Below are 22,631 nucleotides of genomic sequence, written 5' to 3' on the forward strand. Positions count from 1 at the left end.
CCAGAAAAACGGTCCGTGCGCGGGCCTGTCGTGAGGCGCGCCGAAACGATTTTCCTCGAGATTCGAAAAACAGAACTCATGCTCGACCAGCCTGCCTCGTCCCTTCCGTCCTCCGGGCGGGACCGTCGTCTCGCCTGCGCGCCGCGCAGACGGAGACCCGTTCGGCGCGGGGCGTCGGGGGCGAAGCCGATGGCGGCGCGATCGAGCCGTCTCGCCGCCGTGTTCGGCGTTCTCGGGGTCGGCCTGATCGGGGTCTCCGCCGCCTCTCAGGCCGCCGAGCCGGCGATGAAGACGGTTCCCGAAAGCGGGCTGACCGCGGGCAGCTTCCTGGTCCGCGGCCGCGTCGTCGGCTCCATCCCGGTCGGCCAGTTCTCCCGGGTCGAGCCGATCGGCGGCCGCGTCATCACCCCGGCACGCGCCCTGCCGGATCTCGACGTGACGTATTTCCTGTCCGATCATTTCGCGGTGGCCGGTCAGCTCGGCGTGGTCTCGACCAAGACCTCGATCCGCGGGTCGTTGATCGGCGACCTGACGATCGGCTCGACCTGGAGCTTCGCCATGACCGGCGCGGTCCAGTTCCACTTCCTCCCGCACGGCCCCTTCAACCCCTATATCGGCGCGGGTGCGGGCTACACCCACCCGATCGCCTACGAGCCGGCCAAGCCTCTCATCACCGAGATGAAGGCCGATCCGCAACTGGGGCCGATGCTTCAGGCCGGCTTCGATTATCACCTCGGCGGCAACTGGTACGCCAACATGGAGTGCAAGAAGATCTTCCTGCCGCCGCAGGTCTCCCGGATCGGTTCCGGCACCACCACGGTGCGGCTCGACATGCTGATCATCGGCGCGGGCATCGGCTACCGCTTCTGATCGGCGGCCGGGTTCGGCGCGGCCCGATCGGAGCCTGTCGAAGGAATCATCGTTCCTTCGCGAAAACGGGCGACGAGGGACGGGGTCATGCACCAAGGCCGTGTCCGGTCCCGTTCGCGCTCGTGGGCACGAGCCTGAAAGGATCACACGGCGGATTGCCTGAGCGTAACGGGAACGCCGAGCGCTGGAGCCGACCTGATGGCATCGGGCCGGCGGCTCTCGGTCCTTGTCGTGACGCGCCTTCTCTCGGCGAACCGGTGGCCCCGTCGTCGGAAGGCGCTCTAGCGCCACCCCTGCAGCCAGGATGTGACGGGATCGACGACGTAGGCCGCGACGGAGGCAGCCCAGGCGCCCGCCCGGGCCGTCAGGGGGAGGCCGGCCCGTCGCGCGGCCTCGTCCTGGCGGGCGTGTTCGAGCATGGTGGCGGCCACCAACTGGTCCTCGTGTTCCCGGCACTCGTCGAGGACGTTGCGCTGCGCCCCGGCCCGGCTCTGGCCCGGCGGTTGCCGGAGATAGGCCTCGCGGACGCAGTCATGCCAGGCCGCTTCGAGATCTCCGAGATCGCGCGTGCGCGCCGCCGCGGCGTCGGCGCCCAGGCTGCCGCCGATCACGAACAGGGCAAGGAGAAGCCGTGGCGCGTTCATGGCGGCGAGATGCCCCCGAAGCCATCAAGGCCGACTTAACGGATCGCCGGCCGCATGCGCCGATGACGGGACGATCGAGGGAACGACTTCGCCTTACGGCGCTTCCCACCTCCCAACGATACACCGCCGACAGGAAGCCGAATGGCCAAGGACGTGACCACCTATACGCTCAAGCAGGCGCTCGCCGCCAAGGTCGAGGACCACATCGAGATCGCGGTGGAAGCCGAGGACGGAACGAAATTCAAGATCCGGGCGAGCGCCGATCAACTCGATGCGCTCACCGGCGATCTGGAGACGATCCTCGACGGCGACGACACCGAGGACGCCGCCTAACCCGCGCGTCCGGCTGGCGAAGGTCTGAGCCCGGCGCCAGCCGTCACAGTCACCTCACATCATCACGACCGGTGCCAGCGTCACGCCTCCGCATGTTCGGGGGCCAGGCGCCGGCATCCTGATGCCTGCCTTCTAGCCGCCGAGCGACGGCGGGACGGCACCCGGCCAAGCCCCCCGTTGATTCCCGACACGCGTTGCACGCCGATCCAGCGGGACACGCAGTGCGCGAATCGTCCGGGCGCGCGGGGCGGAGATGCCGAGCCGGTGCGGCACGGCACGCCGCCCATTAAATTCCGATCATTTTTGAGATTTTTGTCACGGCTCCCTCCAATCGCACGGGACGAAAAATCGGTTTGTGAACGTTTTATGACATATTGGAACGCGCAATCATCGTGCGTGGAGGAGACACAAAGCGATGCGGATCGTCCCCATCCTCGCAGCCAGCCTCGTGCTCGGCTCCCTCGGTGTAACGGCGGCCTCTGCCGCTCCCGCCCTACCCCAGCCGGACGTCATCGCTGGTAACCCGGCCCAGAGCGTGGATTGGCATCCCAGCACGAGTCACTGGGATCATCACTTCCACGCGCATCAGGAATCGCTGCGCTATCACCAGCCGACGGAAGCCGAGCACCGGATCCGCCGTATGCGGCGCACGGAGTCGCACCTGTACGATCCGGCCGGGTCCGCCCCCCGTTACCGGCTCGGCTATCGCTAGGGCGCATTCCGACGAAGCGGTCACCGCTGTATCGAAAGAATACCCATTAAAACAGTGGGTTAGCGGCGCCGGCCTGATGCCATCGGGTCGGCGTCCGGCGGCTGTCGCTTCGGCGCGCTGTCCGATCGCCGAACCGGTTTCCACCGCGTCGAGGCGCGTTCTCGAACCGAGGACAATCGTGATCGACCGAGGCGAACTTTCCCGGCTCCGCCGGGTTGAGGGACACCCTTTGCCTCGGACAGGACATCTTATGCGGCTCACGACGATCGCGCTGGCTCTGATAGTGAGCCTCCCGGCGGCCGCCATGGCTCAGGCCGGTGCGGATGCACAGCCCTCGCCGCCGAGCCCGAAGGCTTCGGCTACGGGCTCGCAGCCCGTGCCCGGCCCGAGCACGGCCGGCGCCCCGGTCGGCACCCCCAACAAGCCGGCCGTCGTCGGCGGCACGCCCGGCGCCGTGATCGGCGGCACGCCCACCAGCGGACCGCCCGGCACCGGCGGTACTGCGGGCGGGCCGGCCTTGAGCGGGCGATAGAACTTCGCCGCGACAGGCGCTGGCCGGCGTCGCACGCAACGGTGCCCGAACAAGGCGCGCCTCGTCCCGCATGGGGCGCGCCGAAGGACAAAAGGTCGTTCGCGGGGAGCGTGGCTGCGCCCCGCATTTGCGATAAGCTTGGGGCATGAGCCCGACTTCACCCGTTCGCTCCGCCCTCGCACTTCTCCTCGTCGCCTCCCTGGCGGTGCCGTTTCCGGCCCAGGCGCAAGCCCAAGCCCAGGCGCAGGCACAAGCGGTGCCGCCCGCGCCCGAACCGCCGCCGATCCAGTCGGACGAGGCCCGCCTGCTGCCGGTTCTTGCCCGGCGCGGCATGGTGTCGTCGCAGGACGCACTCGCCACCCGCGTCGGCGTCGAGATCCTGAGGAGGGGCGGCAACGCCGTCGATGCGGCGGTGGCGGTCGGCTTCGCGCTCGCCGTCACCCTGCCGCGGGCGGGCAATCTCGGCGGCGGCGGCTTCATGATGGTGCACCGCGCCTCGGCCAAAGAGGCGGACAGCGAAACGGGTCAGCAAGCAGCGAAGGACGCCGCTGGGGAAACCATCGCGATCGACTACCGCGAGACCGCCCCGGCCGCGTCCACCGCCGACATGTTCCTGAACCCGCAAGGGGAGCCCGATCGCGCCGCCTCCACCCGGACCGGCAAGGCAGTGGGCGTGCCCGGCACGGTGCGCGGCCTCGCCGAGGCCCACAGGCGCTACGGCTCGGGCAAGCTCACGCTGGCCGACCTCATCGCCCCGGCGGAAAAGCTCGCCCGCGACGGCATCCCGGTCGAATCGGGGCTGGCGGATTCCCTGCCGCGGGCGTCCGGCCTGCTCGGGCAATGGCCGTCGAGCCGGGCGGTGTTCTTCGAGGGCGACCACGTGCTCCCCCGCGGCGCGACGTTGCGCCAGACCGATCTGGCCGACACCCTGAAGGCGATCGCCGAGCGCGGACCGGACGCCTTCTACGAGGGGCCGATCGCTGACAAGATCGCGGCGGCCGTGCAGGGCGCGGGCGGGATCATGACCGCGGCCGACCTCGCCGCCTACCGGCCGGAGATCCGCATGCCGGTGCGCGGCACCTATCGCGGCTACGAGATTGTCTCGATGCCGCCGCCGAGTTCCGGCGGGGTGCATCTCATCGAGATCCTCAACATCCTCGAAGGCTACGACCTCGCCGGCATGGGCGCGGGCAGCGCGGGGGCGCTGCACACGCTCGCCGAGGCGATGAAGCCGGCCTATGCCGACCGCGCCACCTGGCTCGGCGACCCGTCGCGCACGCAGGTTCCGGTCGCGGGGCTGACCGCCAAGCCCTATGCCGCCACCCTGCGCGAGAAGATCGATCCGGAGCGGGCAAAGTCTGCCACGGAGGTGCGCGCCGGCAACCCGCTGCCCTACGAATCCGACCAGACCACGCATTTCTCGGTGGTGGACGGGGAGGGGAACGCCGTCTCCAACACCTATACGCTGAACTTCTCCTACGGGATCGGACTGGTCGCCGAAGGGACGGGCGTGCTGCTCAACAACGAGATGGACGACTTCTCCGCCAAGACCGGCGCGCGCAACGCCTACGGCCTCGTCGGCGGCGAGGCCAACGCCGTGGCGCCGGGCGCGCGCCCGCTCTCCTCGATGACACCCACCTTCGTGTTCCGGGACGGCCGGCTGTTTCTCGTCACCGGCAGTCCCGGCGGCAGCCGCATCATCACGACCACGCTTCAGGTCATCGTGAACGTGCTCGATTTCCGCATGAACCTCGCCCAGGCGGTCGCCGCGCCGCGCATCCACCACCAGTGGCAGCCCGACGTGCTGATGGCCGAGGAGGGCGTCTCGCCCGATACGCTGGCGCTGCTGCGGGCCAAGGGCCACACCGTAAAGGTTGGCGCGACCTCGGGCTCGGCCAATTCGGTGATGGCCGAGGATGGCCTGCTCGCCGGCGCCTCCGACCCGCGTCAGCGGGGGACGCTGGCCGAGGGGCCTTAGAAAAATCGCTTCGGCTGCCCTCGACCAGGGCTCTGCCCTGGACCCGCGAAAAGGCTCGCCTTTTCGAAATCCGGTTTTTTGCGCGCCAGCTTCTCGATCGCCGCCAGCAATTCGGCGTCGGTGTCGGAGGGGCGCCCGAACAGGCGTGAGACCGCGACCGGCAGGCGCCACGCGGCGATGGCCTCCCGCGGCAGGCCGCTCGCCGCGCGGTAGGCGTGCACGTACCACGCCGCGATCAGCCGACGCGCCATCCGCACGGGGCGAAGCCGGCTGAACCAGGCCGGACCGAGCCGCCCGTAGCGCAGCATCAGTTCGGAGCGGGCCACGTCGGCGGCCGGATCGCCCGCGGCGGCCTTCTGCCAGTCGATCAAGCGGAGCCCGGCCGAGGTCGCGATCACGTTGCCGGGATGCACGTCGCCGTGACAGAGGCGGTCGCCCCTCGGCAGGCGGTCGAGGGCCGCGAGCGCCGCCTGCCGCAAGGGCTCCGGCACCCGCGCGCCCTCGATCTGGGCCCGGAGACCGTCATGCTGCGAGGGCAGGCCGGGGGCGGGACAGGCATGGATCGCGTGCTGAACCCGTGCCACGCGGCGCAGCGCCATCATCAGCCCGACCGGGTTGTAGGCGTAGCGCACCGTCATCGGCGAACCATCGAGGCGCGCGAACAGGATCCCGGTGCGCTCGGCCCGTCGGATGATGCCGAGCGCCTTCGGCACCGGCAGGCCGAAACCATGGGCGAGGCGGCTCGCGGCCCACTCGTTCGCAACCGCCTCCGGCTCGAAGGGCTGCCGGTAGAGCTTCACCACCCGGTCCGGCCCTGCGGCGAAGACCTCGGAACTGCGGCCGGCCCCGATGCGATCCGGCACCGCGGCGGGAGGGGCCTGTCCAGGCAAGGATAGGGCACGGGTCGACAGGGCACGGATCATGGCTGCGGCTCCGAGCACGCTCCGAGACAGGCTCGCTCGCATGCGAACAAGCCCATCCGTCCCCCTCGCTATCTTGATACAGCCAGGCTATTCGTCGGCAAATCTCATTTGCTAATTCGAATAGGTGTCGGTTGCCGGCGTTCAGTGTCGCCAAAGTTCAGTAACAAAAGTAATTTTCTATAATTATAATTACAAAAACTAAGATGACACCATCTTGTATGCCGAGGATCTCCGCGGCCTGCCCTGCATCGATCACCGATCATGGCACCGGGCGCTGAATCCCCCCCGGATGGAAGCCTTTCATCGGATCGGCGGCTGGCCGGAAAAGCGGTGGAGGCGGGTGCTACGCCGCGCGACGGGTTTCCTCGGCCCGGCGGTGGGCAAGCGCAGGCGCACACGGTAAAGGAGCGCCATCCTCACGCGGACCACCGATGCTCCTCTTCCGCTCGCTCGCCTTCAACCTCTCCTTCTACGTCGCGACGGGCCTGATCGCGATCCTGGGAAGTCCGGCGCTTGCCTGGCGCAAGGCCACGATCCGGGTGGCGCAGTTCTGGGGCCGCACGGTGGTGTTCCTGCTGCGCGTGATCGGCGGGACGCGGGTGGAGTTCCGCGGCCTGGAGAACATTCCGAAGGGCCCGCTGCTGGTCGCCGCCAAGCATCAATCCGCGCTGGAGACGCTGGCGCTCACGATCCCGTTTGATGATTTCGGCTACGTGCTCAAGCGCGAGCTGATGTGGATTCCGGTGGTCGGCTGGTACTTCGCCCGGGGCGGCATGGTGCCGATCGACCGCTCGAAGGGCACAAGGGCGATGGCGGCGATGAACAAGGCGGCGGCGCAGGCCATCCGCGACGGGCGCCAGCTCATCATCTTCCCCGAGGGTACCCGCCGCCCGGCCGGCGCGCTGCCCGCGTACAAGCAGGGCGCCTCCCACCTCTACGCCGCGCTGAACGTGCCCTGCCTGCCGGTGGCGCTGAACACCGGCCTCTACTGGCGCCGTCGCGGCTTTCGCCGGATGCCGGGTACGACAGTGATCGAGTTCCTGCCGGTCATCCCGCCGGGGCTGGCGCGTCCCGCCTTCCTCAAGGAGTTGCAGACCCGCATCGAGACGGCCTCCGACGCGCTGCTGGCGGAGGGCCGGGACGACCTCGCCCGCCACGGCCACCCGATCGCCGTGGCGATGGGCGGTTCGACGCCCGCACCGGAGACATCCGGGACGCTGTGAAGATCAGCCGGCCGCGAAGCGGCGGACGGCGGAGGACCCACGCAGAACGACCCGGTGACCGGCAAAGCTCTCGACGAGGGCGAGGTGGCGCGCCCGGCGGATGCGGTTCCAACTCGCGGTGTCGCGCAGGAATTCGAGGGTGAGCTGCTCCGGGCAGCCTTTGGGTCCTTCGGGCCGCACCTACCCCAAGCTCGACAGCGTCCGCCGCAGCACCCGCGCCGTGCAGCGCCAAGCCGGCATGTCGAGGTAGATCACCGTGTCGGCGCGCGCGAACCGGGGCGCGATCGTGTCGGTATAGTTGCCGTCGATGACCCAGGCGGGGAGGGCGGCGATCCGCTCGACCTCGGCGCGGAAGGCGGCGGGCTCGGCCTCGATCCAGCCGGGTCGCCAATAGGCGCGGTCGAGATGGAACGCCGGCAGGCCGTGCCGGGCGCCGAGTTGCTGGGCCAGGGTCGATTTCCCGCTGCCCGGCGGCCCGAGGATCACCATTCGCCGGGGCGAAGGTCTCACCCCCGCCCGGCCCCGCGCCGCAGCAGGAACACGCCCTGCGCGCCGATCAGGTTCCAGAACCACCACGGCATCGAGAAGCGCATCGGCCGGCCCCGCGCGTCGAGGGCGGTGGCCTTCTCGATGCGGGCGCCGACATCCCGGCACAGGCCGACGAAGTCGCGGATCGTGCAGTGGTGGATGTTGGGGGTCTCGTACCACGTCTCCGGCATGATCTCGGTGACCGGCATCCGCCCGCGGAAGGCGAGTTCGGCCCGCACCCGCCAATGGCCGAAATTCGGGAACGAGATGATGACCTGCCGCCCGATCCGCAAAAGGTGCTCCAGCACGATGCGCGGATTGCGGGTCGCCTGGATCGTCTGGGACAGGACCACGACGTCGAACGCGTCGTCGGGATAGTTGGCGAGATCGGTGTCGGCGTCGCCCTGGATCACCGGCAGGCCGCGGGCGAGGCAGGCGTTGACGCCTTCGCGCGACAATTCGATGCCGCGGCCATCGACGCCGCGGCGGTCGCGCAGAAGCGCCAGCAGCGAGCCGTCGCCGCAGCCGATGTCGAGGACGCGCGCGCCCGGCGGCACGAGGCCGAGCACGACGATATGATCGACGCGCGCCGTGCCCTCGCCACGGGGCAGCGCTTCGGCGGCCTCCCAGGGAACGCCGGAGGCGGCATCGGTGAAGCTCTCGCTCATCGTGTTCTACAATCCTCGCGCCCGGGCGGCGGCGTCGATGAAGCCCTTGGCGGCGGAGAACATCGCCGGCTCGTCGAGCAGGAAGGCGTCGTGGCCCTTGTCGCTCTCGACTTCTACGAAGGCGACGGGGGCGGCCACCGCATTCAGCGCGTGGACGATGGCGCGGGAATCGGCGGTCGGGAACAGCCAGTCCGAGGTGAAGGACATCACGCAGAAGCGGGTCTTCGAGCCGCGGAACGCGTTGCCCAGCACGCCGCCATGGTCCTCGGCGAGGTCGAAATAGTCCATCGCCCGCGTCAGGTAGAGGTAGGCGTTGGCGTCGAACCGCTCGACGAAGCTGAGCCCCTGGTGGCGCAGATAGCTCTCGATCTGGAAGTCGGCGTTGAAGGAGAAGGTCGGCGCCGCCCGGTTCTGCAGGCGGCGGCCGAACTTGCGGTGCAAGGCCGGCTCGGACAGGTAGGTGATGTGCGCGCCCATCCGCGCGACGCCGAGACCCTTGGACGGCCGTGTGCCGGCCTCGAGATAGCGGCCCTCTTCCCAGGCTGGGTCGGCCATGATCGCCTGCCGGCCGACCTCGTGGAAGGCGATGTTCTGCGCCGAGTGCCGCGCGCCGGTGGCGATGGGCATGGCGGCGAACACCCGCTCGGGGAAGAGCGAGGCCCATTGCAGCACCTGCATCCCGCCCATCGAGCCGCCGATACAGAGGAACAGGTCGGGGATGCCGAGCCGGTCGAGCAGCATCGCCTGGGCGCGGACCATGTCGCGGATCGTCACCAGCGGGAAATCGAGACCGTAGGGGCGTCCCGTCTCCGGGTTGAGCGAGGCAGGCCCGGTCGAGCCCATGCACGACCCGATGACGTTCGAGCAGACGACGAAGTAACGGTTGGTATCGACCGGCTTGCCCGGACCGACCAGCGTTTCCCACCAGCCGGGCTTGCCCGTCACGGGGTGGGGCTGCGCGAAATGCTGGTCGCCGGTAAGCGCGTGGCAGATCAGCACCGCGTTGGAACGCGCCGCGTTGAGGGTGCCGGCGGTCTGGTAGGCGATCTGGAACGGGCCGAGGCGGGCCCCGGAATCCATCGCGAGCGGTTCGTCGGCGGAAAACAGCATCACCGGGCTGCGCGGGTCGGACGCCGGCGAGGCCTCGTAGACCGCACGGCGCGCATCGTCCCGCTGGACGCTCTCAGCGCCGCGCTCGGCGTTCTGGGTGAGGGTGGAATCCATCGCGTGTCCCGGGTGCCGGCCCTGGAACCGGTCCCAAGCAGCCCGGCACCGACGGTCCCGCCGGTCTTGAGGGCGGGCGGGTGAGACGATGCACCCGCGAGCATGGCTTGAGGGCCTGATTGGGAGCCTGTCTTGGCCGGCTGATCATTGGAGGTAATGTGCGCATCCCCGAGCGTCAACGCGGCACGGAGGGCAGATCCGGGACAACCGGGCGAAGAGACCCGAGGGCTGCGCCGGTGACGCCGAGACCGGACCGGCCTGCGGCGGTTCGTCTTCGCGGCGGCCCTACCGGTTTCGTGCTATCGATTGCGCGCGATTGATCATCCTCGTCACGTCGCCGGCATCGGGGGAGCCCGTCTTCCTTCGGAGCCGGCGGACCGCAGCCCATCGGAGTCCTCGCGCATGAACCGCCGCCAGACCTTGCGTGCCGGAGCCTCGCTGCTCGGCCTCCTCGCGGCCTCCCGCCTGACAGCCGTGATGACCGGTCCCGCCTCGGCGGCGGGCTTCGAGGTCGAGAAATCCGAGGCCGAGTGGCGCGCGCGGCTCTCCCCCGCCGCCTACCAGGTGTTGCGCGAGCACGGCACCGAGCGGGCCTATACGAGCCCGCTCAACGGCGAGAAGCGTCCGGGCCGCTTCGTCTGCGCCGGCTGCGATCTGCCGCTGTTCTCGTCGAAGACCAAGTTCGAGAGCGGCACCGGCTGGCCGAGCTTCTTCGAAACTCTGCCTGGCGCGGTCGGCACGCAGGTCGACAGCGCCTACGGCATGCGGCGCACGGAGGTGCATTGCCGCCGCTGCGGCGGCCATCTCGGCCACGTCTTCGAGGACGGCCCGAAGCCGACCGGGCTGCGCTATTGCATGAACGGCGTCTCCCTGCGCTTCGAGCCCGCCGCCGACGGCCCGGCCTGACATGTGGATCGAGAGGGATTCAGGATCATGACCCGCGAACGCTTCCGTCCCCGCGCATCCCGCCTCGTCGGCGGCCTGGCCGGCCTCGCCCTGCTCGCCGGTGCGGCCTTGCCCCTGGCGCCCGCCTCCGCGGAGGATGGTGGGCAACGCCTGCCCGAGGCGGCGATGACCGCCAAGGAGGGGTCGGGCCTGCGCACGGCGACCTTCGCGGGCGGCTGCTTCTGGGGCGTGCAGGGTGTGTTCCAGCACGTGAAAGGCGTGACGAACGCAGTCTCGGGCTATGCCGGCGGCACCCGGGCGAGCGCCCGCTACGACGAGGTCGGTACCGGCCGTACCGCGCATGCGGAAGCGGTGCAGGTCACCTACGATCCGGCTTTGGTCCGCTACGACGAGCTGCTGCAGATCTTCTTCTCGGTGGCGCTCGACCCGACCGAGGTGAACCGGCAGGGCCCCGATACCGGCCCGCAATACCGTTCGGCGCTGTTCCCCGCGGATGCGGAACAGGCCACGGTCGCCAAGGCCTATATCGCCCAGCTTGATGGGACGAAGGTTTTTTCGAAGCCCATCGCCACCAAGATCGAGAGCGGCGCCTTCTACCCGGCGGAAGCCTATCACCAGGATTACATGACGCTTCACCCGACCAACAGCTACATCGCCGTCAACGACGTGCCGAAGCTGCGGGATCTGAAGGCGCTGTTCCCCGAGCGGGCGAACGCGCAGCCGGTGCTGGTGGGCCGCCCGCCGGCTTGAGGCGACTTTCTCCCCTCCCCACGAGAGGGGAGGGGAAGAGAAGGATCACTCCTTCTCGGGCGCGATCTGCTCCAGGCCGCCGACATGGCGCTGGGCGTAGAGCGGCAGGCCGATCTGGCCGATCAGGTCGAGCTGGGTCTCGAGGAAGTCGATATGGCCTTCCTCGTCCTCGGCCAGATCTTCGAACAGCCGCTTGGAGACACGGTCATTGATCGAGTCGCAGTACTTGGCGGCTTCGAGATAGAGCGAGCGCGCCTCGTTCTCGGCGGCGAGGTCGCACTCGATGATCTCCTGAACGTTCTGGCCGATGCGCAGGGGATCGAGTTCCTGCAGGTTCGGAAATCCGTCGAGGAACAGGATCCGGTCGATGAACCGATCCGCGTGGTTCATCTCTTCGATGGATTCCTTGCGCCAGAACTTGGCGAGATCGACGTAGCCCCAATCGTTCAGCAGGCGGAAGTGCAGCCAGTACTGGCTGACCGCCGTCAGCTCGCTGCGCAAGCCGCGGTTGAGATACTCGATGACCTTAGCGTCGCCCTTCATTCACCTCTCTCCTCGTGAGGCGTCGGGACGAGTGATCGTCTCAGGCTGCGACGCCCTCTGGCTCCCTTGTAGTTTGGAATGATCCCAAACTGCAAGACGCTTCACAGGCCGTCGAGCAGGCATGTGCACTGCCATGCGCGGCGGTGTGCGCCTGCGCTTCGTCCAAGGCGTTGCGCAGGATCGAGCGGATGGTGCGCGCGCAGCGTCCGCATTTCGGACTGCAGCCGAGACAGCCATAGACCTGTGCCGGGGTGCGGGGACAGCCCGGACCCGGCTGCAGGCACGCGCGCACCTGTCCGTCGGAGAGGACGTTGCAAGAGCAGACAATCATGCGGGATCGCAACCTGTCGTGCCTGTCGGGGAAGCCCGGCCCGCGAGAGCCGCGCAGCCCGAAGCCTCCGATCATTCGCGCCGCTCAAGGCCACCGGAAACCGGCCGATTTGAGGCAGACGCAGATTAGAATGATTGAAAACTTCAAGCTTTTCAGGACTTTAGCCGCCGATCCGGACTCTGGCAACTCCTGACGGGCACGATTGAATGCGGCGCGAGCCTTCGTCGCGGCCGCCGTCGCGGCGCCACGGGATCGTCATCTACCAGGGCGCACTTGAGCGAACGCCTTCGCCGAAAACGCAAAATTCGGCTGCCAACCTTTGGAGCCGCCGGTCGCGCCGCTCAATGCGCCATCAGCACCGGCACGGTCGCGTGCGACAGGATGTGGCTGGTCGGCCCGCCGAAGATCATCTGGCGCAGGCGGCTCTGGGTGTAGGCGCCCTTGATCAGAAGGTCGCAGCCGAACGATTCAGCGGTGTCGAGGTAGAGTTCGCCAGGGGTGCGGCGACCGGCGGGCAGCGCCTTGTGGGCGGCCTCGATGCCTTCGCATGCCAGCGATCGCGCCACGTCCTCCGCGCTCGGGCCCGGCACCATGCCGCCCTCGGCGCTGACCACGAGCACCCGCCGGGCGCGGCGCAGGAAGGGCATGGCGAAGGCGAGGGCTCTGGCCGTCTCGGTCGAGCCGTTCCAGGCGATCAGGACCGCCTCGCCGAGGCAAGCCGGCGCGACCGGCGGGGCGAGAAGGATCGGGCGCCCGCTCTCGAACAGGGCGGTCTCGAAAGTGGTCATGCGGGGCGACCCGTCATCGGCACCGGGACGCCCGACGACGGTCGCCGAGAACAGCCGCGCGTACTGGCCGAGGAAGGCGTCGCCCGGCGGCACGTCGGGCTGCCAGCGGTAGCGCGGTCCGGCATTGGCCACCGCATCCGGGGCGCAGGAGGCGCCGGGTTCGCGCCGGGGCAGGCCGGCCGCCTCCATCGCCGCCACGAAGCGCTGGCCCGCATCCTGCGCCTCGGCCTGGTCGGCCTCCTCGTCGCGCAGCCACGTCATGCCGCCGACCATGTCCACGGGCACGTATTCGGCGAGCGCCGGGCGCAGGGCCACGCCCTCGATCAGGCTGCCGAAGCGGCGCGCCACCAGCACCGCCGTGGCGAAGACGGAGGGCAGGGCGTCGTGGAGGGTGACCGGAACGAGCAGGGTCTTCATGGCCGGCCTCCGCGGCGTGCGAGGAACGAGAGGGACGTGACGGCCGGAGGCTAGTGCGAAACGGGGTTCGGGAAAACTGCCCATGACGTCGTCATCCCGCTGTCATCCCCGCCTCATCTCTCGGGCGTCACGGCGCTTTTCGACACCTCGACAGCGGGTGCGGGGTCGAGCCCGCGGCGGACGAGGCGGGTCAGGGGCCGCTCCACCAGCCGGTGGACGAGGAGCGCGGCCGGCAGCGTCAGCGCGACCATCACGACGAGGCTCGGCCAGGGTCCGAGCAGCGGCGCGAGGCCGGTGCGCAGCAGCCCCTCGCGGACCGCCCGCAGCACGAACGGATGGATCAGGTAGAGGGCATAGGAGGCGTCGCCCAGTCGTTCGGCCGCGCCGAGAAACCAGGCGCCGATCCCGGCGCGCACGGCCTCGGGCCGGTCCCGGCCGAGGACCGCCGCCGCCACGAGGAAAGCGGCGGGCAGGCCCCAGCCGAGCAAGCGGGCAACCGGCTCGGCGGACAGGTTTGCATTGGCGGCAAGCCCGAACAGACCCGCTGCGGCGAGCGCGATCCGAACCGGCGAAACCAGGCGCAGCCCCTCGGCCCGCAGGAGCGCGAGCCCGGCGCCGAGCGCGAATTCGAGGACGATCGGATCGGACCAGAAAGCGAGGGGGACCGGTGGCGCGGGCATCAGACGCCCGACGAGAACGAGGAGCGCCAGGGCGCCGGCGAGCCACGCCACGGCCCCGCGCCGCGAGAAACCGAGGCCGAGGGCGAAGAGGGCGTAGAAGGCCATCTCGTAGTTCAGGGTCCAGCCCAGGCCGTAGAGCGGCAGCACCGCCCCGTCGGGCCGGGCCATCGGCCAGAACAGGAACGAGGCGAGGGTGCGGGCGACGTCGGGCGCGCCGCCCTCGCCGCTGAGCAGGGCCGGCGCTGCGAGACCGAGGGCGAGGTAGAGCCCGGTCACCAGCCAATAGAGCGGGACGAGGCGGGCGATGCGGTGGGCGGCAAAGCGGCTCCGCGCTCCGGGACGCCCGTAGAGCGGTGCCGCCGCGTGGACGATGATGAAGCCGGAGATGACGAAGAAGATGTCGACGCCCGCCGGCCAGGGCAGCCCGTGGCGCGCGACGAAGTCAGTTCCCGTCCGCCCGGCCAGGGCCGCAGCCTCGTTCTGGGCGTGGTGAACGACCAGCATCAGCGCGGCCAGGGCCCGTAGTCCCTGCACGAGGACCAGTTTTCCCCGGATAGGGTCGGGATGAAAAAGCTTATTCAAATTTCGGGAACCACCGTGGAAGGTCGTCGTTGTCGCGTCGAAGTGATCTTCACGGCCTTGACCGTTTCATCCGGTTTCTGAGGCCAGTTTGTATGTCGAAAATCCGATATTTGAGGTTTGGTATGCTGAAGAAATACGCTGCTGCGTCCGCACTCGTCGTCGCCATGGCGACCCCCGCCTTCGCCCAGGTCGGAGGCGATTTCCGCCTGGACGCCATGCAGGCAAATGCCTTCGAGATCCAGTCCGCCCAGATCGCGCTCCAGAAGAGCCGCAACCCGTCGGTGCGGGCCTATGCCCGTGAGGCGCTTCGTGACCATCAGGCCGCCAACGTCGCCCTGGCCGGCGGCGAGCGCAACTACATGGCCGCCCGTCAGGCCGGTCCCGGCGGTCTCGTCGGCGGTCTGGTCGAGGCTCCGCTCGCCATCGCCGGCGGTGCGGTCGGTGCGGCCACCGGCGTCGCGACCGGCGTGGTCGGCGGCACCCTGCAGGGCGGTCCGGTCGGCGCGCTCGAAGGTGCCGGCACCGGTCTGAGCCGCGGCGCCGCCGCCGGCGCACAGGCCTTCGACGTCGACAGCACCGCGGGCACCACCGTCGTGCCGCCGAACCCGCAGCAGCAGCAGATGCTGGCCGAGCTGAACGCCACCCCGCCCGGCGCCCGCTTCGACCGTGTCTACGGCCAGCAGCAGGTGATGGCGCACCAGATGTCGATCAGCATGGCGCAGTCCTACGCCCAGTCCGGCCCGAACCCGGCCCTGCGCAACTACGCCCAGCAGGCCCTGCCGGTGCTCCAGCAGCACTACGCCCACGCCCAGCGCCTTCCCGGCGCCCGCTAAGGCGGCCCATCGCAGCCCAGCCTGGTACGAACCAGCGAGATACGAACATCGGGAAGCGGCGGACCTTCGGGTCCGCCGCTTCTTTTCGTTTGCCGGATCGCGAATCCATCCCTTCAATCGATCGCCCCGCGCATCCTCCGCGAGCGGTGGGCGAACCGCACCGCAAACGCCCGGATGACCCCGGCGCAGCGGGCAGGCCGAGACGGCCATAGCCGAGCCGTCACGCTCGCTTCGTTCCCCCGAAGAGCCCGCGCCCGTTGGGCCGGAGTCGCGGTTCAGAACAAAGCGAGCTGATCCCCCGCTCTCTCCGGCCGGCGGAACAGCTCCGTCGTCTGGCGCACGGGCTCGTCCGGATAGCCGAGGCGACGCTTGGCCAGGGCGAAGCGGCGGCGGATCAGGTCGGCATAGGGGCCCTGGCCGATCATGCGGGTGCCGAAGGCGGCATCGTAGGTTTTGCCGCCGCGCGCCCCGCTCAGCAGGGAGAAGACGTGCGCCTTGCGCCCCGGATAATGCTCCGAGAACCAGTCGCCGACCAACTCGTCGAGTTCGTGCGGCAGGCGCAGCAGAACGTAGTTGGCCTCTCGCGCCCCCGCCGTCCGGGCCGCTTCGAGAATCGCTTCGATCTCGTGATCGTTGAGCGAGGGGATGATGGGCGCGGCGATCGCCATCACCGGCACGCCCGCCTCGCTCAAAGCACGGATCGCCTCCAGGCGCTTGCGCGGATGCGGCGCGCGCGGCTCCATGCGGCGGGCGAGATCCGGGTCGAGGGTGGTCACGGAGATCGCCACCTTCACGAGGTTCTGCGCCGCCATCTCGGCGAGGAGATCGCGGTCGCGCAGGATCAGGTTCGACTTCGTGACGATGCCGACCGGATGGCGGAAGCGGGCCAGCACCTCCAGCACGGCGCGGGTGATGCCGTGCGTGCGCTCGATCGGCTGGTAGGGGTCGGTCGCGGTGCCGAGCGCGATGGTCCGTGGCTGGTAGCCCGGCGCCGACAGCTCGCGCTCCAGCAGGGCCGCCGCATCGGGTTTGGAAAACAGCCGCGTCTCGAAATCGAGCCCCGGCGAGAGCCCGACATAGCCGTGGTTCGGCCGGGCGAAGCAGTAGACGCAGCCGTGCTCACAGCCGCGATACGGATTGATCGACCGGTCGAACGAGATGTCCGGCGAGGCGTTGCGGGTGATGATGTGGCGGGCGCGTTCCGGCGTCACCTCCGTGCGCCGCACGCGCTCCGCCTCCTCCGGCCAGCCATCGTCGAAGGTCTCGTGCCGGGTCGCCTCGAAGCGCCCCTCCGGGTTGGCGGTCGCCCCGCGACCGCGCCGCGCCTCCGGCGCGACCCGGGAGCCGTCGTGTGAGAAGCCGCCCGGTTTACCCCGAAGCGGCGTCTGTCCGTTCCCCACCCCGAGCCCCACCGTCTGCCACGCTCGCGATTGTCTTAAGAACATAAAGCGAACATGGAAAGCGGGGATGCACAAGTTTCGTGCAGGTGCGGACTTTGTCCGTCCTCCGGGGCCGTCGAAGGCCGGGGCAATGCAACGAGTGCTTTGCGAGGGCGGAAAATCGGGTATTCGCCCCCGCATGATCTCCGGCCTCATCCATGTGGCGCGATCCGCCGACCCCGCTGCGATCGAGTGCCTCGCCGACACGCTGAGCGCACTCGTCGCGGGCGTGGCGGCCGGGCTCGTGGGCGATGCGGTGATCGTGACGGCTCAGGCCTGCCCCGCGTTGGAGACGGTGGCCGAGGGCAGCGGCGCGACCCTGGTGGTGCGCCCGCCCGGCGCTAACCCATGGGGCGCGGGCGCGCGGGTGGCGCGGCGCGAGTGGTTGCTCTGCCTGGAGCCTGGCGACATCCCGGCGGAGGGCTGGATCCGCAGCCTCGACCGCTTCGTCGGCACGGCGCGGCCGGACATGGCGCTCGGCCGGATGCGGCGGGCCCACAGTGCGCTACCGGCTCGGATCGTCGCGCGAGGGGAGGGCGTTGTCGGCGCGCGCGGATTGCGGGCGGGCGATGTGGTGCGGCGGGAGCGGGTGCTCGCGGGCCTGCCGTTCTCGCCCCGCCTCAAGGTGCGGATGCTGACGGCCCGGCTCGACCGCGCCTGAGGCCCACGACCGGCAGCGTCCCGGCGAAAACGTCTTAGCGCAAGCGTCCTGGCGAAAGCGCCCTGGCGAAAACGTCAGCTCACCCGGAACCACGTCGGGGCTGCGCGCATCAGCACCACGAGCGCGGTCGCCACCAGGGCGGCCCCCAAGGTGATCTCGGCTGAATGCGCGTAGCCGGACCGTTCAAGGACGGTGGCGGCCGAGGCGATGGTGAGGCCGATACCGGCCGGAGCGAGGCAGCTGGGCAAGGCGTTCATGCGCCGACCCTAGACGCGATCGCTTGCGCGAGCGTTACGCCGCGCCGCCCCGCTTCGTCGGCAATTCGTGAGGATCCGGCGAGACCGGAATGAAGCAGCCGCCGCAATGCGAAAAAGCCGCTCCGATGCCGGAGCGGCCCTGCCGCATCGCTTCGCGAAGAAGCGGACGCTTCGTGCCGCGCCCCCGGTTGCGCCGACGCGGCCCGAAGGCGGTCGGCGTCCGGGAGTTCGGCGCGACCGCCTTACTTGATCTTAGCTTCCTTGAACTCGACGTGCTTGCGCGCGACCGGGTCATACTTCTTCATGACCATCTTCTCGGTCTGCGTGCGGGAGTTCTTCTTCGTGACGTAGAAGTAGCCCGTGTCGGCGGTCGAGACGAGGCGGATCTTGACGGTAACGGCCTTGGCCATGGCGTGGCGCTCCTAAAGCGGGTCGAGGGGCGATTCGCTGGTGGCGGCGCCAGCGCGGGCGAAACGCAAAAGGCCGGGAAGCCCCGGCCGAATTCCGGCGCGGTCAATGCCCGATGGGGGGCGTTTCGTCAAGCCACGGACCGTACGACCCACTCACCGCGGCGGGTAGGTGTGCCCCTCGGCCGGGAAGCGGCCCGCCTGCACCTCGTCGGCATAGGCGCGCACAGCCTCCTCGATATGGGCGCGCAGCGAGCCGTAGCTCTTGACGAAGCGCGGCACCCGATCGCTCAGGCCCAGCATGTCTTCGAGCACGAGGATCTGCCCGTCGCAGGCGGCGGTGGCGCCGATGCCGATGGTCGCCGCGCGGATCGCGGGGTCGGTGGCGATGGCCCGCGCCACCGGCTCGACGATGCCCTCCAGCACGATAGCGAAGGCGCCCGCATCGCTGATCGCGCGGGCATCGGCCCGTAGGCGGTCCTCGTCGCCGGCCCCGTGCCCCTGCACCTTGAAGCCGCCCATCGTGTTCACCGATTGGGGGGTCAGGCCGATATGGCCCATCACCGGCACGCCCCGCTCGGTCAGGAACGCGACCGTTTCAGCAAAGCGCGCCCCGCCCTCCAGCTTGATCGCTCCGGCCCCCGTCTCCTTGAGGACGCGGGCGGCGTTGAGGAAGGCCTGTTCGCGGCTCGCCTCGTAGGAGCCGAACGGCATGTCGACCACGACCAGGGCGCGGGAGGTGCCGCGCATCACGGCCTGGGCCTGGAGGATCATCATCTCCAGGGTCACCGGCAGGGTCGATTCCATGCCGTGCATGACCATGCCGAGGGAATCACCCACCAGTACGAAGTCGCAATAGGCATCGACGATGCCCGCGGTGTGGGCGTGATAGGCGGTGAGCGAAATGATCTTGCGCCCCTCGGCCTTGCGCTTGATCAGATCGACCGCCTGGAGACGACGCGTTTGAACGACCTGCGACATGGCTCGTGATCCGGAGTCTGGCGTTCCCGGGGGCGCCCGTCGGATCGGGCGCGGCGTGCGGAACGCCTCTATAAGCCCGTTCGCGCCGCCCCGCAGGAGGTCATTGGGTCGGTTCCGGTGGATCGGATGCGAAGTGTCACGACGAAAAGGATCGCCCGGAGGGGCCTGCCTTCTCCTGCGGCGTTCCGGCTCCTTCACGCGACGGCCGCCGAAAGCGGCGGCCGGCCATCGACGTGAAATGCGCTTCGGTCGCCCTGCTCGCCCTTTTCGGGCGTTTCCTCCCTAGACTTCAGACCGCCTCCGGGCTTGCCGTTTTTCCGCCACATCTCGGTCGGTGTCAATGGTATAGCCTGAAGATCGAGGCGGTTGAGATTGCTGGAAATTTAGACTCTTGAGCGCACTTGGCCGAATCATGGCGAAAAGGTGTCAGAGCGCTTTTTCGAGGAGCTGTTCGATCCATTCGGGCTGGGTCTCGCCGACCGAGCGGGCAACCTCGGTGCCGCCCTTGTAGACGATGAGCGTGCTCTGCATCTGCGCCCCGAACCGGCGCACGAGGTCGCGCTGAGCGTCGAAGTCGATCGTGAAGACGGCAAGCGTCTTGAAGCGCGGGTCAGCGGAGAGCGCGGCCAGGATCGGCTTCTGCGCGCGGCAGATCGGGCACCACGGCGCCGAGATCTGCACGAGGATCGGCCGCCCAGCCGCCTGCGCCGCCTCGAAGGCGCTCTGGTCGTAGGCGGTGGGATCGGCGGCCTGGCTGGAACCGGGCAGGTTACCGGCCAGGAAGGCCGCCGCAAGGATGAGAACGTGCCGGCGGTTCGTCATCGGTGTCCTCCCGGCATCTCGTTCACACGCTCAGCGCTGCGGCGCGCGCGCGCTGTCCGCGTGCGTCCAGGCCGGATCGGGCTTGGCGACGGCGGTGTCGTGGTCGTCCTGCCAACCCTCGACGCCGGGGGGGAACCAGTGGACGCGGCTGTAGCCGGCCGCGACCAGCCGCTTGCCGGCGTTCCAGCTCCCCCAGCATTCCGGCCGGCAGAAGGTCACGACGGGCTTGGCCCGGTCGCCGCCGGTCAGTTCGGCGACCCGCCGCAGGAAAGCCTCCTCCTTCTCCGGCGCCAGCGGTGCGCCGCCCGCGCCCGGCATCCAGACCGCGCCGGGGAGCGAGCGGTGCGTCGGCAGCCAGGGCCGGTCGGCGGGCAGTCCCTCGGGCCGGCGGTCAGCCAGCACCACATCGATGAGGACCGGCCCCTCCGGCAGCAGCTTTTCGAGCCCTTTCAGGTCGATGACCGTCGCCCCCTTGAGCGTCGCCGGGGTGTAGCCCTTCGGCGGTCCGGTATAGAGCCCCTCGGGCTCCGGCACGTTGACCGGCGAGTCGGCCGGACCGGCCGCGCCCAGCATTAGGCCGAGGGCGGCGAACGCCGCATGTCTCGCGATCACCCGCATGCTTCTCCCCATCGGCGTCAATTGCTCGCGGACGGAACCGGGAAGGACTGCGCCCAGCGCCCCTCTTGGTTGTCCGCAGCCGTGACCTTGAGCGCACCCTGCCCCTCGGGCTTGAAGGCGAAGTTGATGACCGGGTTCGAGGCGATGGAGATGTCGCCGTCGAGGCTGAACACGAGTTTGTCGCCGTAGGTCACATCGAGCTTCTGGATGTAGCGGGCCGGGGTGTAGTCGCGGGTGAGCTGGTTCATCTGCATCCCCGAGAAGTTCGGGTGGCGCACCATCAGCGTCGCCTCGGCCGGCTTGCCGGGCTGGACGTCGCCGACGAACTTCATGCGCATCTCGCCCATGCCCTTCATCGCCTCCTCGTCGCTCATGCCCATCGGCGCCGAGCAGCCGCCGGAGGCTTTGACGAACTTGGCCGATTCGAGGAGCCGCCCGTCCTTGGTCTCCACCACCGCATGGACGTTGGTGTAGTTGTTCACCCGCACCCGCATCTTGATCTCGCCCGGGTCGGCGGCCGGGCCGAAGGTGAAGTGCGCCGCGTAGGGCGACGGGTTGTCGTCGATGATGAAGTAGAGGCCCTTCACGCTGTCCTTGTCGGCGAGCGTCAGGCCGATCGGCACCAGGGCGGCGTCGAGGGCGCGGGCGGGCGCATCAATCTTTACGGCGCTCTCGCTGGCCTCGACTTTCCGGTCACCGAAGATCGACGTCTTGATCTCGGTCCAGCGGGCCGCGCGCTCCTCGTCGGTGTCGGTGGCGCCGGCCAGCACCGGAGCGGGCGCGAGCGCCGCTGCGGAGAGCGTCAGGCTGAGGGCAAGCATCAGGCGTTTCATGGCGCGTTTCCTTCCCGGAAGCCCCCGAGACGGGGGCGAACTTATTCCCACTCGAGTTCTTGATAGGCCTGGGTGACGTTGCGGCCGTTATAGGTGTCGAACAGCGCCCAATGGTCTTTCTCCCCCAGCGCAACGGTCCGAACCGCGGTCTCGATCGGCACGCTTGTGGCCACCGCCTTGCGGGTTTCGTCGCGCAGTGCCGAGAGATAACGCGCGAGGTCGGCCATCGCCGGCGCGAACGCCACCCGCGTTGGGCCGTGGCCCGGCACGGCGTCGGTGGCGCCCACCGCCTTCAGCCGCTCGATCTCCTTGAACCAGCCGAGCAGGCTGCCGTCGAGCGACGGGACTCGGCCGACGAAAAGCAGGTCGGCCGGGAACAGCAGCCCGCTGCCGGTGTCGAGCATCGACAGGTCGCAGCTCGTATGCGCATTGCCGTGGGCGGTGAGCCGGAGGGTGCGGTCGCCGAGATCGATCTCGGCACCCTCCTTCACCTCCATGGCCGGGTAGACCACCTCTCCCGCCTTCTCCTCCCCGAGGATCTCGGCGAGTCGCTGGCGGTAGAACGCGCCCCGCGCATCGAGGGCGCCGCGCAGGCCGGCATGTCCGACGAAGGTCGGGTTGTCGCCGCGGAAGGCCGCAGCGCCGAAGACATGATCGGGATGCACGTGGGTGAGCATCACGTAGCGGACCGGCTTGTCGGTGCGCCGGGCGATCTCCCGGCGCAGCCACTGCCCGTCGGCGAGGCTGCCGCCGGATTCGGTGACGAGCACCCCGTCCCGCCCGATGATGAAGCCGATATTGGCGATACCGTCGGCGTTCTCCGGCGTCGCCTCGGCATCGGGCCCGCGCCGGATGAAGGTGCCGGGTGCGACCTCCTCCATCGTCATGGCATCGACGGCAAAGCCCGCCCGCGGCAGGCAGCACAGGCAGAACCCGCCGAACAGAGCCGTGCGGCGTGTGACGGGGGCGCTCAACGCCCGCCTCCGCCGGACTCGTCACCTGGGCACATCCGTGCCGCCATCGGCCGCTTCCTCCCGGTGAATTTATCGATATAGTGCAAACCATCTAGTAGGTAGATTTTTGCGCCGTCAAGTGCCACCATCGCGAACGGGCGGAGCCGTCGCGAGCACGTGATCGGCCCGATACGA

At 69.4% G+C, this 22,631-nt stretch carries 28 protein-coding genes; 9 read left to right on the forward strand and 19 right to left on the reverse strand.

Going from position 1 to position 22,631, the window contains the following annotated elements; translation table 11 throughout:
- Positions 1 to 189 precede the first annotated feature (189 nt).
- Positions 190 to 870, forward strand: a complete 681-nt coding sequence (locus MSPGM_RS09125; protein WP_003603977.1) for an OmpW/AlkL family protein — start codon at positions 190 to 192, stop codon at positions 868 to 870.
- Between the two features lie 281 nt (positions 871 to 1,151).
- On the opposite strand, the gene MSPGM_RS09130 is transcribed toward MSPGM_RS09125, so the two are convergent.
- On the reverse strand, positions 1,152 to 1,514 hold the full coding sequence (locus MSPGM_RS09130) for a hypothetical protein (protein WP_003603978.1): 363 nt from the start codon (positions 1,512 to 1,514) through the stop codon (positions 1,152 to 1,154).
- Between the two features lie 141 nt (positions 1,515 to 1,655).
- On the opposite strand from MSPGM_RS09130, the gene MSPGM_RS09135 reads away from it, so the two are divergent.
- Positions 1,656 to 1,847, forward strand: coding sequence for a hypothetical protein (locus MSPGM_RS09135; RefSeq protein ID WP_003603979.1), 192 nt, complete (start codon positions 1,656 to 1,658; stop codon positions 1,845 to 1,847).
- Positions 1,848 to 2,262: 415 nt separating this feature from the next.
- A complete protein-coding gene (locus tag MSPGM_RS09140) occupies positions 2,263 to 2,559 on the forward strand; it encodes a hypothetical protein (RefSeq protein WP_003603980.1) in 297 nt (98 codons plus the stop codon).
- A 309-nt stretch (positions 2,560 to 2,868) separates the two neighbouring features.
- Here the strand turns inward: MSPGM_RS09140 and MSPGM_RS09145 are convergent, their stop codons facing one another.
- The gene (locus MSPGM_RS09145; RefSeq protein WP_209688614.1) at positions 2,869 to 3,126 is read right to left on the reverse strand and encodes a hypothetical protein; all 258 of its coding nucleotides are present in this window, start codon (positions 3,124 to 3,126) and stop codon (positions 2,869 to 2,871) included.
- A 110-nt stretch (positions 3,127 to 3,236) separates the two neighbouring features.
- Between MSPGM_RS09145 and ggt the strand changes: the two genes are divergently transcribed.
- Complete coding sequence (ggt, locus tag MSPGM_RS09150) at positions 3,237 to 5,069, forward strand: gamma-glutamyltransferase (protein ID WP_003604415.1); 1,833 nt, start codon at positions 3,237 to 3,239, stop codon at positions 5,067 to 5,069.
- Here ggt and MSPGM_RS09155 read toward each other — a convergent pair.
- The gene (locus MSPGM_RS09155; RefSeq protein WP_003604417.1) at positions 5,066 to 5,992 is read right to left on the reverse strand and encodes a phosphotransferase family protein; all 927 of its coding nucleotides are present in this window, start codon (positions 5,990 to 5,992) and stop codon (positions 5,066 to 5,068) included. The two genes, ggt and MSPGM_RS09155, sit on opposite strands and share 4 nt — an antisense overlap.
- 431 nt (positions 5,993 to 6,423) lie before the next feature.
- Between MSPGM_RS09155 and MSPGM_RS09160 the strand changes: the two genes are divergently transcribed.
- The gene (locus tag MSPGM_RS09160; protein WP_003604419.1) at positions 6,424 to 7,215 is read left to right on the forward strand and encodes a lysophospholipid acyltransferase family protein; all 792 of its coding nucleotides are present in this window, start codon (positions 6,424 to 6,426) and stop codon (positions 7,213 to 7,215) included.
- Between the two features lie 3 nt (positions 7,216 to 7,218).
- On the opposite strand, the gene MSPGM_RS09165 is transcribed toward MSPGM_RS09160, so the two are convergent.
- Genes MSPGM_RS09165 through MSPGM_RS09180 form a run of 4 tightly spaced genes read right to left on the reverse strand, consistent with a single transcriptional unit; the run spans position 7,219 to position 9,635 of the window.
- Entirely contained in the window at positions 7,219 to 7,395 is a 177-nt protein-coding gene (locus MSPGM_RS09165) for a hypothetical protein (protein WP_003604420.1), read from the reverse strand.
- A complete protein-coding gene (locus tag MSPGM_RS09170) occupies positions 7,396 to 7,725 on the reverse strand; it encodes an AAA family ATPase (RefSeq protein ID WP_244426897.1) in 330 nt (109 codons plus the stop codon).
- Positions 7,722 to 8,411, reverse strand: coding sequence for a methionine biosynthesis protein MetW (gene metW / locus MSPGM_RS09175; RefSeq protein WP_003604426.1), 690 nt, complete (start codon positions 8,409 to 8,411; stop codon positions 7,722 to 7,724). The genes MSPGM_RS09170 and metW overlap by 4 nt, the downstream gene beginning before the upstream one ends.
- 6 nt (positions 8,412 to 8,417) lie before the next feature.
- On the reverse strand, positions 8,418 to 9,635 hold the full coding sequence (locus MSPGM_RS09180) for a homoserine O-acetyltransferase (protein ID WP_003604427.1): 1,218 nt from the start codon (positions 9,633 to 9,635) through the stop codon (positions 8,418 to 8,420).
- Positions 9,636 to 10,037: 402 nt separating this feature from the next.
- On the opposite strand from MSPGM_RS09180, the gene msrB reads away from it, so the two are divergent.
- Both msrB and msrA read left to right on the forward strand, forming a co-directional pair.
- Entirely contained in the window at positions 10,038 to 10,541 is a 504-nt protein-coding gene (msrB, locus tag MSPGM_RS09185; RefSeq protein WP_003604429.1) for a peptide-methionine (R)-S-oxide reductase MsrB, read from the forward strand.
- A 27-nt stretch (positions 10,542 to 10,568) separates the two neighbouring features.
- Entirely contained in the window at positions 10,569 to 11,291 is a 723-nt protein-coding gene (msrA, locus tag MSPGM_RS09190; protein ID WP_003604431.1) for a peptide-methionine (S)-S-oxide reductase MsrA, read from the forward strand.
- Between the two features lie 45 nt (positions 11,292 to 11,336).
- Here the strand turns inward: msrA and bfr are convergent, their stop codons facing one another.
- The 4 genes from bfr to MSPGM_RS09210 all read right to left on the reverse strand — a co-directional run bounded on the left by bfr (position 11,337) and on the right by MSPGM_RS09210 (position 14,584).
- Complete coding sequence (bfr, locus tag MSPGM_RS09195; RefSeq protein ID WP_003604433.1) at positions 11,337 to 11,834, reverse strand: bacterioferritin; 498 nt, start codon at positions 11,832 to 11,834, stop codon at positions 11,337 to 11,339.
- A 40-nt stretch (positions 11,835 to 11,874) separates the two neighbouring features.
- A complete protein-coding gene (locus MSPGM_RS09200; RefSeq protein ID WP_012253339.1) occupies positions 11,875 to 12,165 on the reverse strand; it encodes a bacterioferritin-associated ferredoxin in 291 nt (96 codons plus the stop codon).
- Positions 12,166 to 12,506: 341 nt separating this feature from the next.
- Positions 12,507 to 13,370: a universal stress protein gene (locus MSPGM_RS09205; RefSeq protein ID WP_012752600.1), complete on the reverse strand. Its 864-nt coding sequence runs from the start codon at positions 13,368 to 13,370 to the stop codon at positions 12,507 to 12,509.
- Positions 13,371 to 13,483: 113 nt separating this feature from the next.
- Entirely contained in the window at positions 13,484 to 14,584 is a 1,101-nt protein-coding gene (locus tag MSPGM_RS09210) for an acyltransferase family protein (RefSeq protein WP_261926351.1), read from the reverse strand.
- Between the two features lie 170 nt (positions 14,585 to 14,754).
- Between MSPGM_RS09210 and MSPGM_RS09215 the strand changes: the two genes are divergently transcribed.
- Positions 14,755 to 15,465, forward strand: coding sequence for a DUF4142 domain-containing protein (locus tag MSPGM_RS09215; RefSeq protein WP_012253342.1), 711 nt, complete (start codon positions 14,755 to 14,757; stop codon positions 15,463 to 15,465).
- Positions 15,466 to 15,740: 275 nt separating this feature from the next.
- Here MSPGM_RS09215 and MSPGM_RS09220 read toward each other — a convergent pair whose 3' ends face one another.
- The gene (locus MSPGM_RS09220) at positions 15,741 to 16,877 is read right to left on the reverse strand and encodes a PA0069 family radical SAM protein (protein ID WP_003607371.1); all 1,137 of its coding nucleotides are present in this window, start codon (positions 16,875 to 16,877) and stop codon (positions 15,741 to 15,743) included.
- Positions 16,878 to 17,043: 166 nt separating this feature from the next.
- On the opposite strand from MSPGM_RS09220, the gene MSPGM_RS09225 reads away from it, so the two are divergent.
- The gene (locus MSPGM_RS09225; RefSeq protein ID WP_012752602.1) at positions 17,044 to 17,565 is read left to right on the forward strand and encodes a hypothetical protein; all 522 of its coding nucleotides are present in this window, start codon (positions 17,044 to 17,046) and stop codon (positions 17,563 to 17,565) included.
- A gap of 74 nt (positions 17,566 to 17,639) precedes the next feature.
- Here MSPGM_RS09225 and MSPGM_RS09230 read toward each other — a convergent pair whose 3' ends face one another.
- The 7 genes from MSPGM_RS09230 to MSPGM_RS09260 form a co-directional block, all read right to left on the reverse strand.
- A complete protein-coding gene (locus MSPGM_RS09230) occupies positions 17,640 to 17,822 on the reverse strand; it encodes a hypothetical protein (protein ID WP_003602584.1) in 183 nt (60 codons plus the stop codon).
- A gap of 242 nt (positions 17,823 to 18,064) precedes the next feature.
- Positions 18,065 to 18,232, reverse strand: a complete 168-nt coding sequence (gene rpmG, locus MSPGM_RS09235; RefSeq protein ID WP_003602581.1) for a 50S ribosomal protein L33 — start codon at positions 18,230 to 18,232, stop codon at positions 18,065 to 18,067.
- A 153-nt stretch (positions 18,233 to 18,385) separates the two neighbouring features.
- A complete protein-coding gene (gene panB, locus MSPGM_RS09240) occupies positions 18,386 to 19,210 on the reverse strand; it encodes a 3-methyl-2-oxobutanoate hydroxymethyltransferase (protein ID WP_003602574.1) in 825 nt (274 codons plus the stop codon).
- Positions 19,211 to 19,636: 426 nt separating this feature from the next.
- Positions 19,637 to 20,032, reverse strand: a complete 396-nt coding sequence (locus MSPGM_RS09245) for a thioredoxin family protein (protein ID WP_003602572.1) — start codon at positions 20,030 to 20,032, stop codon at positions 19,637 to 19,639.
- Between the two features lie 30 nt (positions 20,033 to 20,062).
- On the reverse strand, positions 20,063 to 20,650 hold the full coding sequence (locus MSPGM_RS09250) for a rhodanese-like domain-containing protein (protein ID WP_003602571.1): 588 nt from the start codon (positions 20,648 to 20,650) through the stop codon (positions 20,063 to 20,065).
- Between the two features lie 17 nt (positions 20,651 to 20,667).
- Positions 20,668 to 21,483, reverse strand: coding sequence for a quinoprotein dehydrogenase-associated SoxYZ-like carrier (locus tag MSPGM_RS09255; protein ID WP_003602569.1), 816 nt, complete (start codon positions 21,481 to 21,483; stop codon positions 20,668 to 20,670).
- Between the two features lie 41 nt (positions 21,484 to 21,524).
- Complete coding sequence (locus tag MSPGM_RS09260; RefSeq protein ID WP_003602567.1) at positions 21,525 to 22,457, reverse strand: quinoprotein relay system zinc metallohydrolase 2; 933 nt, start codon at positions 22,455 to 22,457, stop codon at positions 21,525 to 21,527.
- Positions 22,458 to 22,631 lie beyond the last annotated feature (174 nt).

It is taken from the genome of Methylorubrum sp. GM97, assembly GCF_024347855.1.
Classification (GTDB): Bacteria; Pseudomonadota; Alphaproteobacteria; order Rhizobiales; family Beijerinckiaceae; genus Methylobacterium; species Methylobacterium extorquens.

Excerpts from the sequence above, each read along its gene's own strand:
- MSPGM_RS09125 (WP_003603977.1), top strand. The coding sequence starts at position 190 with ATGGCGGCGCGATCGAGCCGTCTCGCCGCCGTGTTCGGCGTTCTCGGG.
- MSPGM_RS09130 (WP_003603978.1), bottom strand. The coding sequence starts at position 1,514 with ATGAACGCGCCACGGCTTCTCCTTGCCCTGTTCGTGATCGGCGGCAGC.
- MSPGM_RS09135 (WP_003603979.1), top strand. The coding sequence starts at position 1,656 with ATGGCCAAGGACGTGACCACCTATACGCTCAAGCAGGCGCTCGCCGCC.
- MSPGM_RS09140 (WP_003603980.1), top strand. The coding sequence starts at position 2,263 with ATGCGGATCGTCCCCATCCTCGCAGCCAGCCTCGTGCTCGGCTCCCTC.
- ggt (WP_003604415.1), top strand. The coding sequence starts at position 3,237 with ATGAGCCCGACTTCACCCGTTCGCTCCGCCCTCGCACTTCTCCTCGTC.
- MSPGM_RS09155 (WP_003604417.1), bottom strand. The coding sequence starts at position 5,992 with ATGATCCGTGCCCTGTCGACCCGTGCCCTATCCTTGCCTGGACAGGCC.
- MSPGM_RS09160 (WP_003604419.1), top strand. The coding sequence starts at position 6,424 with ATGCTCCTCTTCCGCTCGCTCGCCTTCAACCTCTCCTTCTACGTCGCG.
- metW (WP_003604426.1), bottom strand. The coding sequence starts at position 8,411 with ATGAGCGAGAGCTTCACCGATGCCGCCTCCGGCGTTCCCTGGGAGGCC.
- MSPGM_RS09180 (WP_003604427.1), bottom strand. The coding sequence starts at position 9,635 with ATGGATTCCACCCTCACCCAGAACGCCGAGCGCGGCGCTGAGAGCGTC.
- msrB (WP_003604429.1), top strand. The coding sequence starts at position 10,038 with ATGAACCGCCGCCAGACCTTGCGTGCCGGAGCCTCGCTGCTCGGCCTC.
- msrA (WP_003604431.1), top strand. The coding sequence starts at position 10,569 with ATGACCCGCGAACGCTTCCGTCCCCGCGCATCCCGCCTCGTCGGCGGC.
- bfr (WP_003604433.1), bottom strand. The coding sequence starts at position 11,834 with ATGAAGGGCGACGCTAAGGTCATCGAGTATCTCAACCGCGGCTTGCGC.
- MSPGM_RS09200 (WP_012253339.1), bottom strand. The coding sequence starts at position 12,165 with ATGATTGTCTGCTCTTGCAACGTCCTCTCCGACGGACAGGTGCGCGCG.
- MSPGM_RS09205 (WP_012752600.1), bottom strand. The coding sequence starts at position 13,370 with ATGAAGACCCTGCTCGTTCCGGTCACCCTCCACGACGCCCTGCCCTCC.
- MSPGM_RS09215 (WP_012253342.1), top strand. The coding sequence starts at position 14,755 with ATGCTGAAGAAATACGCTGCTGCGTCCGCACTCGTCGTCGCCATGGCG.
- MSPGM_RS09225 (WP_012752602.1), top strand. The coding sequence starts at position 17,044 with ATGATCTCCGGCCTCATCCATGTGGCGCGATCCGCCGACCCCGCTGCG.
- MSPGM_RS09230 (WP_003602584.1), bottom strand. The coding sequence starts at position 17,822 with ATGAACGCCTTGCCCAGCTGCCTCGCTCCGGCCGGTATCGGCCTCACC.
- rpmG (WP_003602581.1), bottom strand. The coding sequence starts at position 18,232 with ATGGCCAAGGCCGTTACCGTCAAGATCCGCCTCGTCTCGACCGCCGAC.
- panB (WP_003602574.1), bottom strand. The coding sequence starts at position 19,210 with ATGTCGCAGGTCGTTCAAACGCGTCGTCTCCAGGCGGTCGATCTGATC.
- MSPGM_RS09245 (WP_003602572.1), bottom strand. The coding sequence starts at position 20,032 with ATGACGAACCGCCGGCACGTTCTCATCCTTGCGGCGGCCTTCCTGGCC.
- MSPGM_RS09250 (WP_003602571.1), bottom strand. The coding sequence starts at position 20,650 with ATGCGGGTGATCGCGAGACATGCGGCGTTCGCCGCCCTCGGCCTAATG.
- MSPGM_RS09255 (WP_003602569.1), bottom strand. The coding sequence starts at position 21,483 with ATGAAACGCCTGATGCTTGCCCTCAGCCTGACGCTCTCCGCAGCGGCG.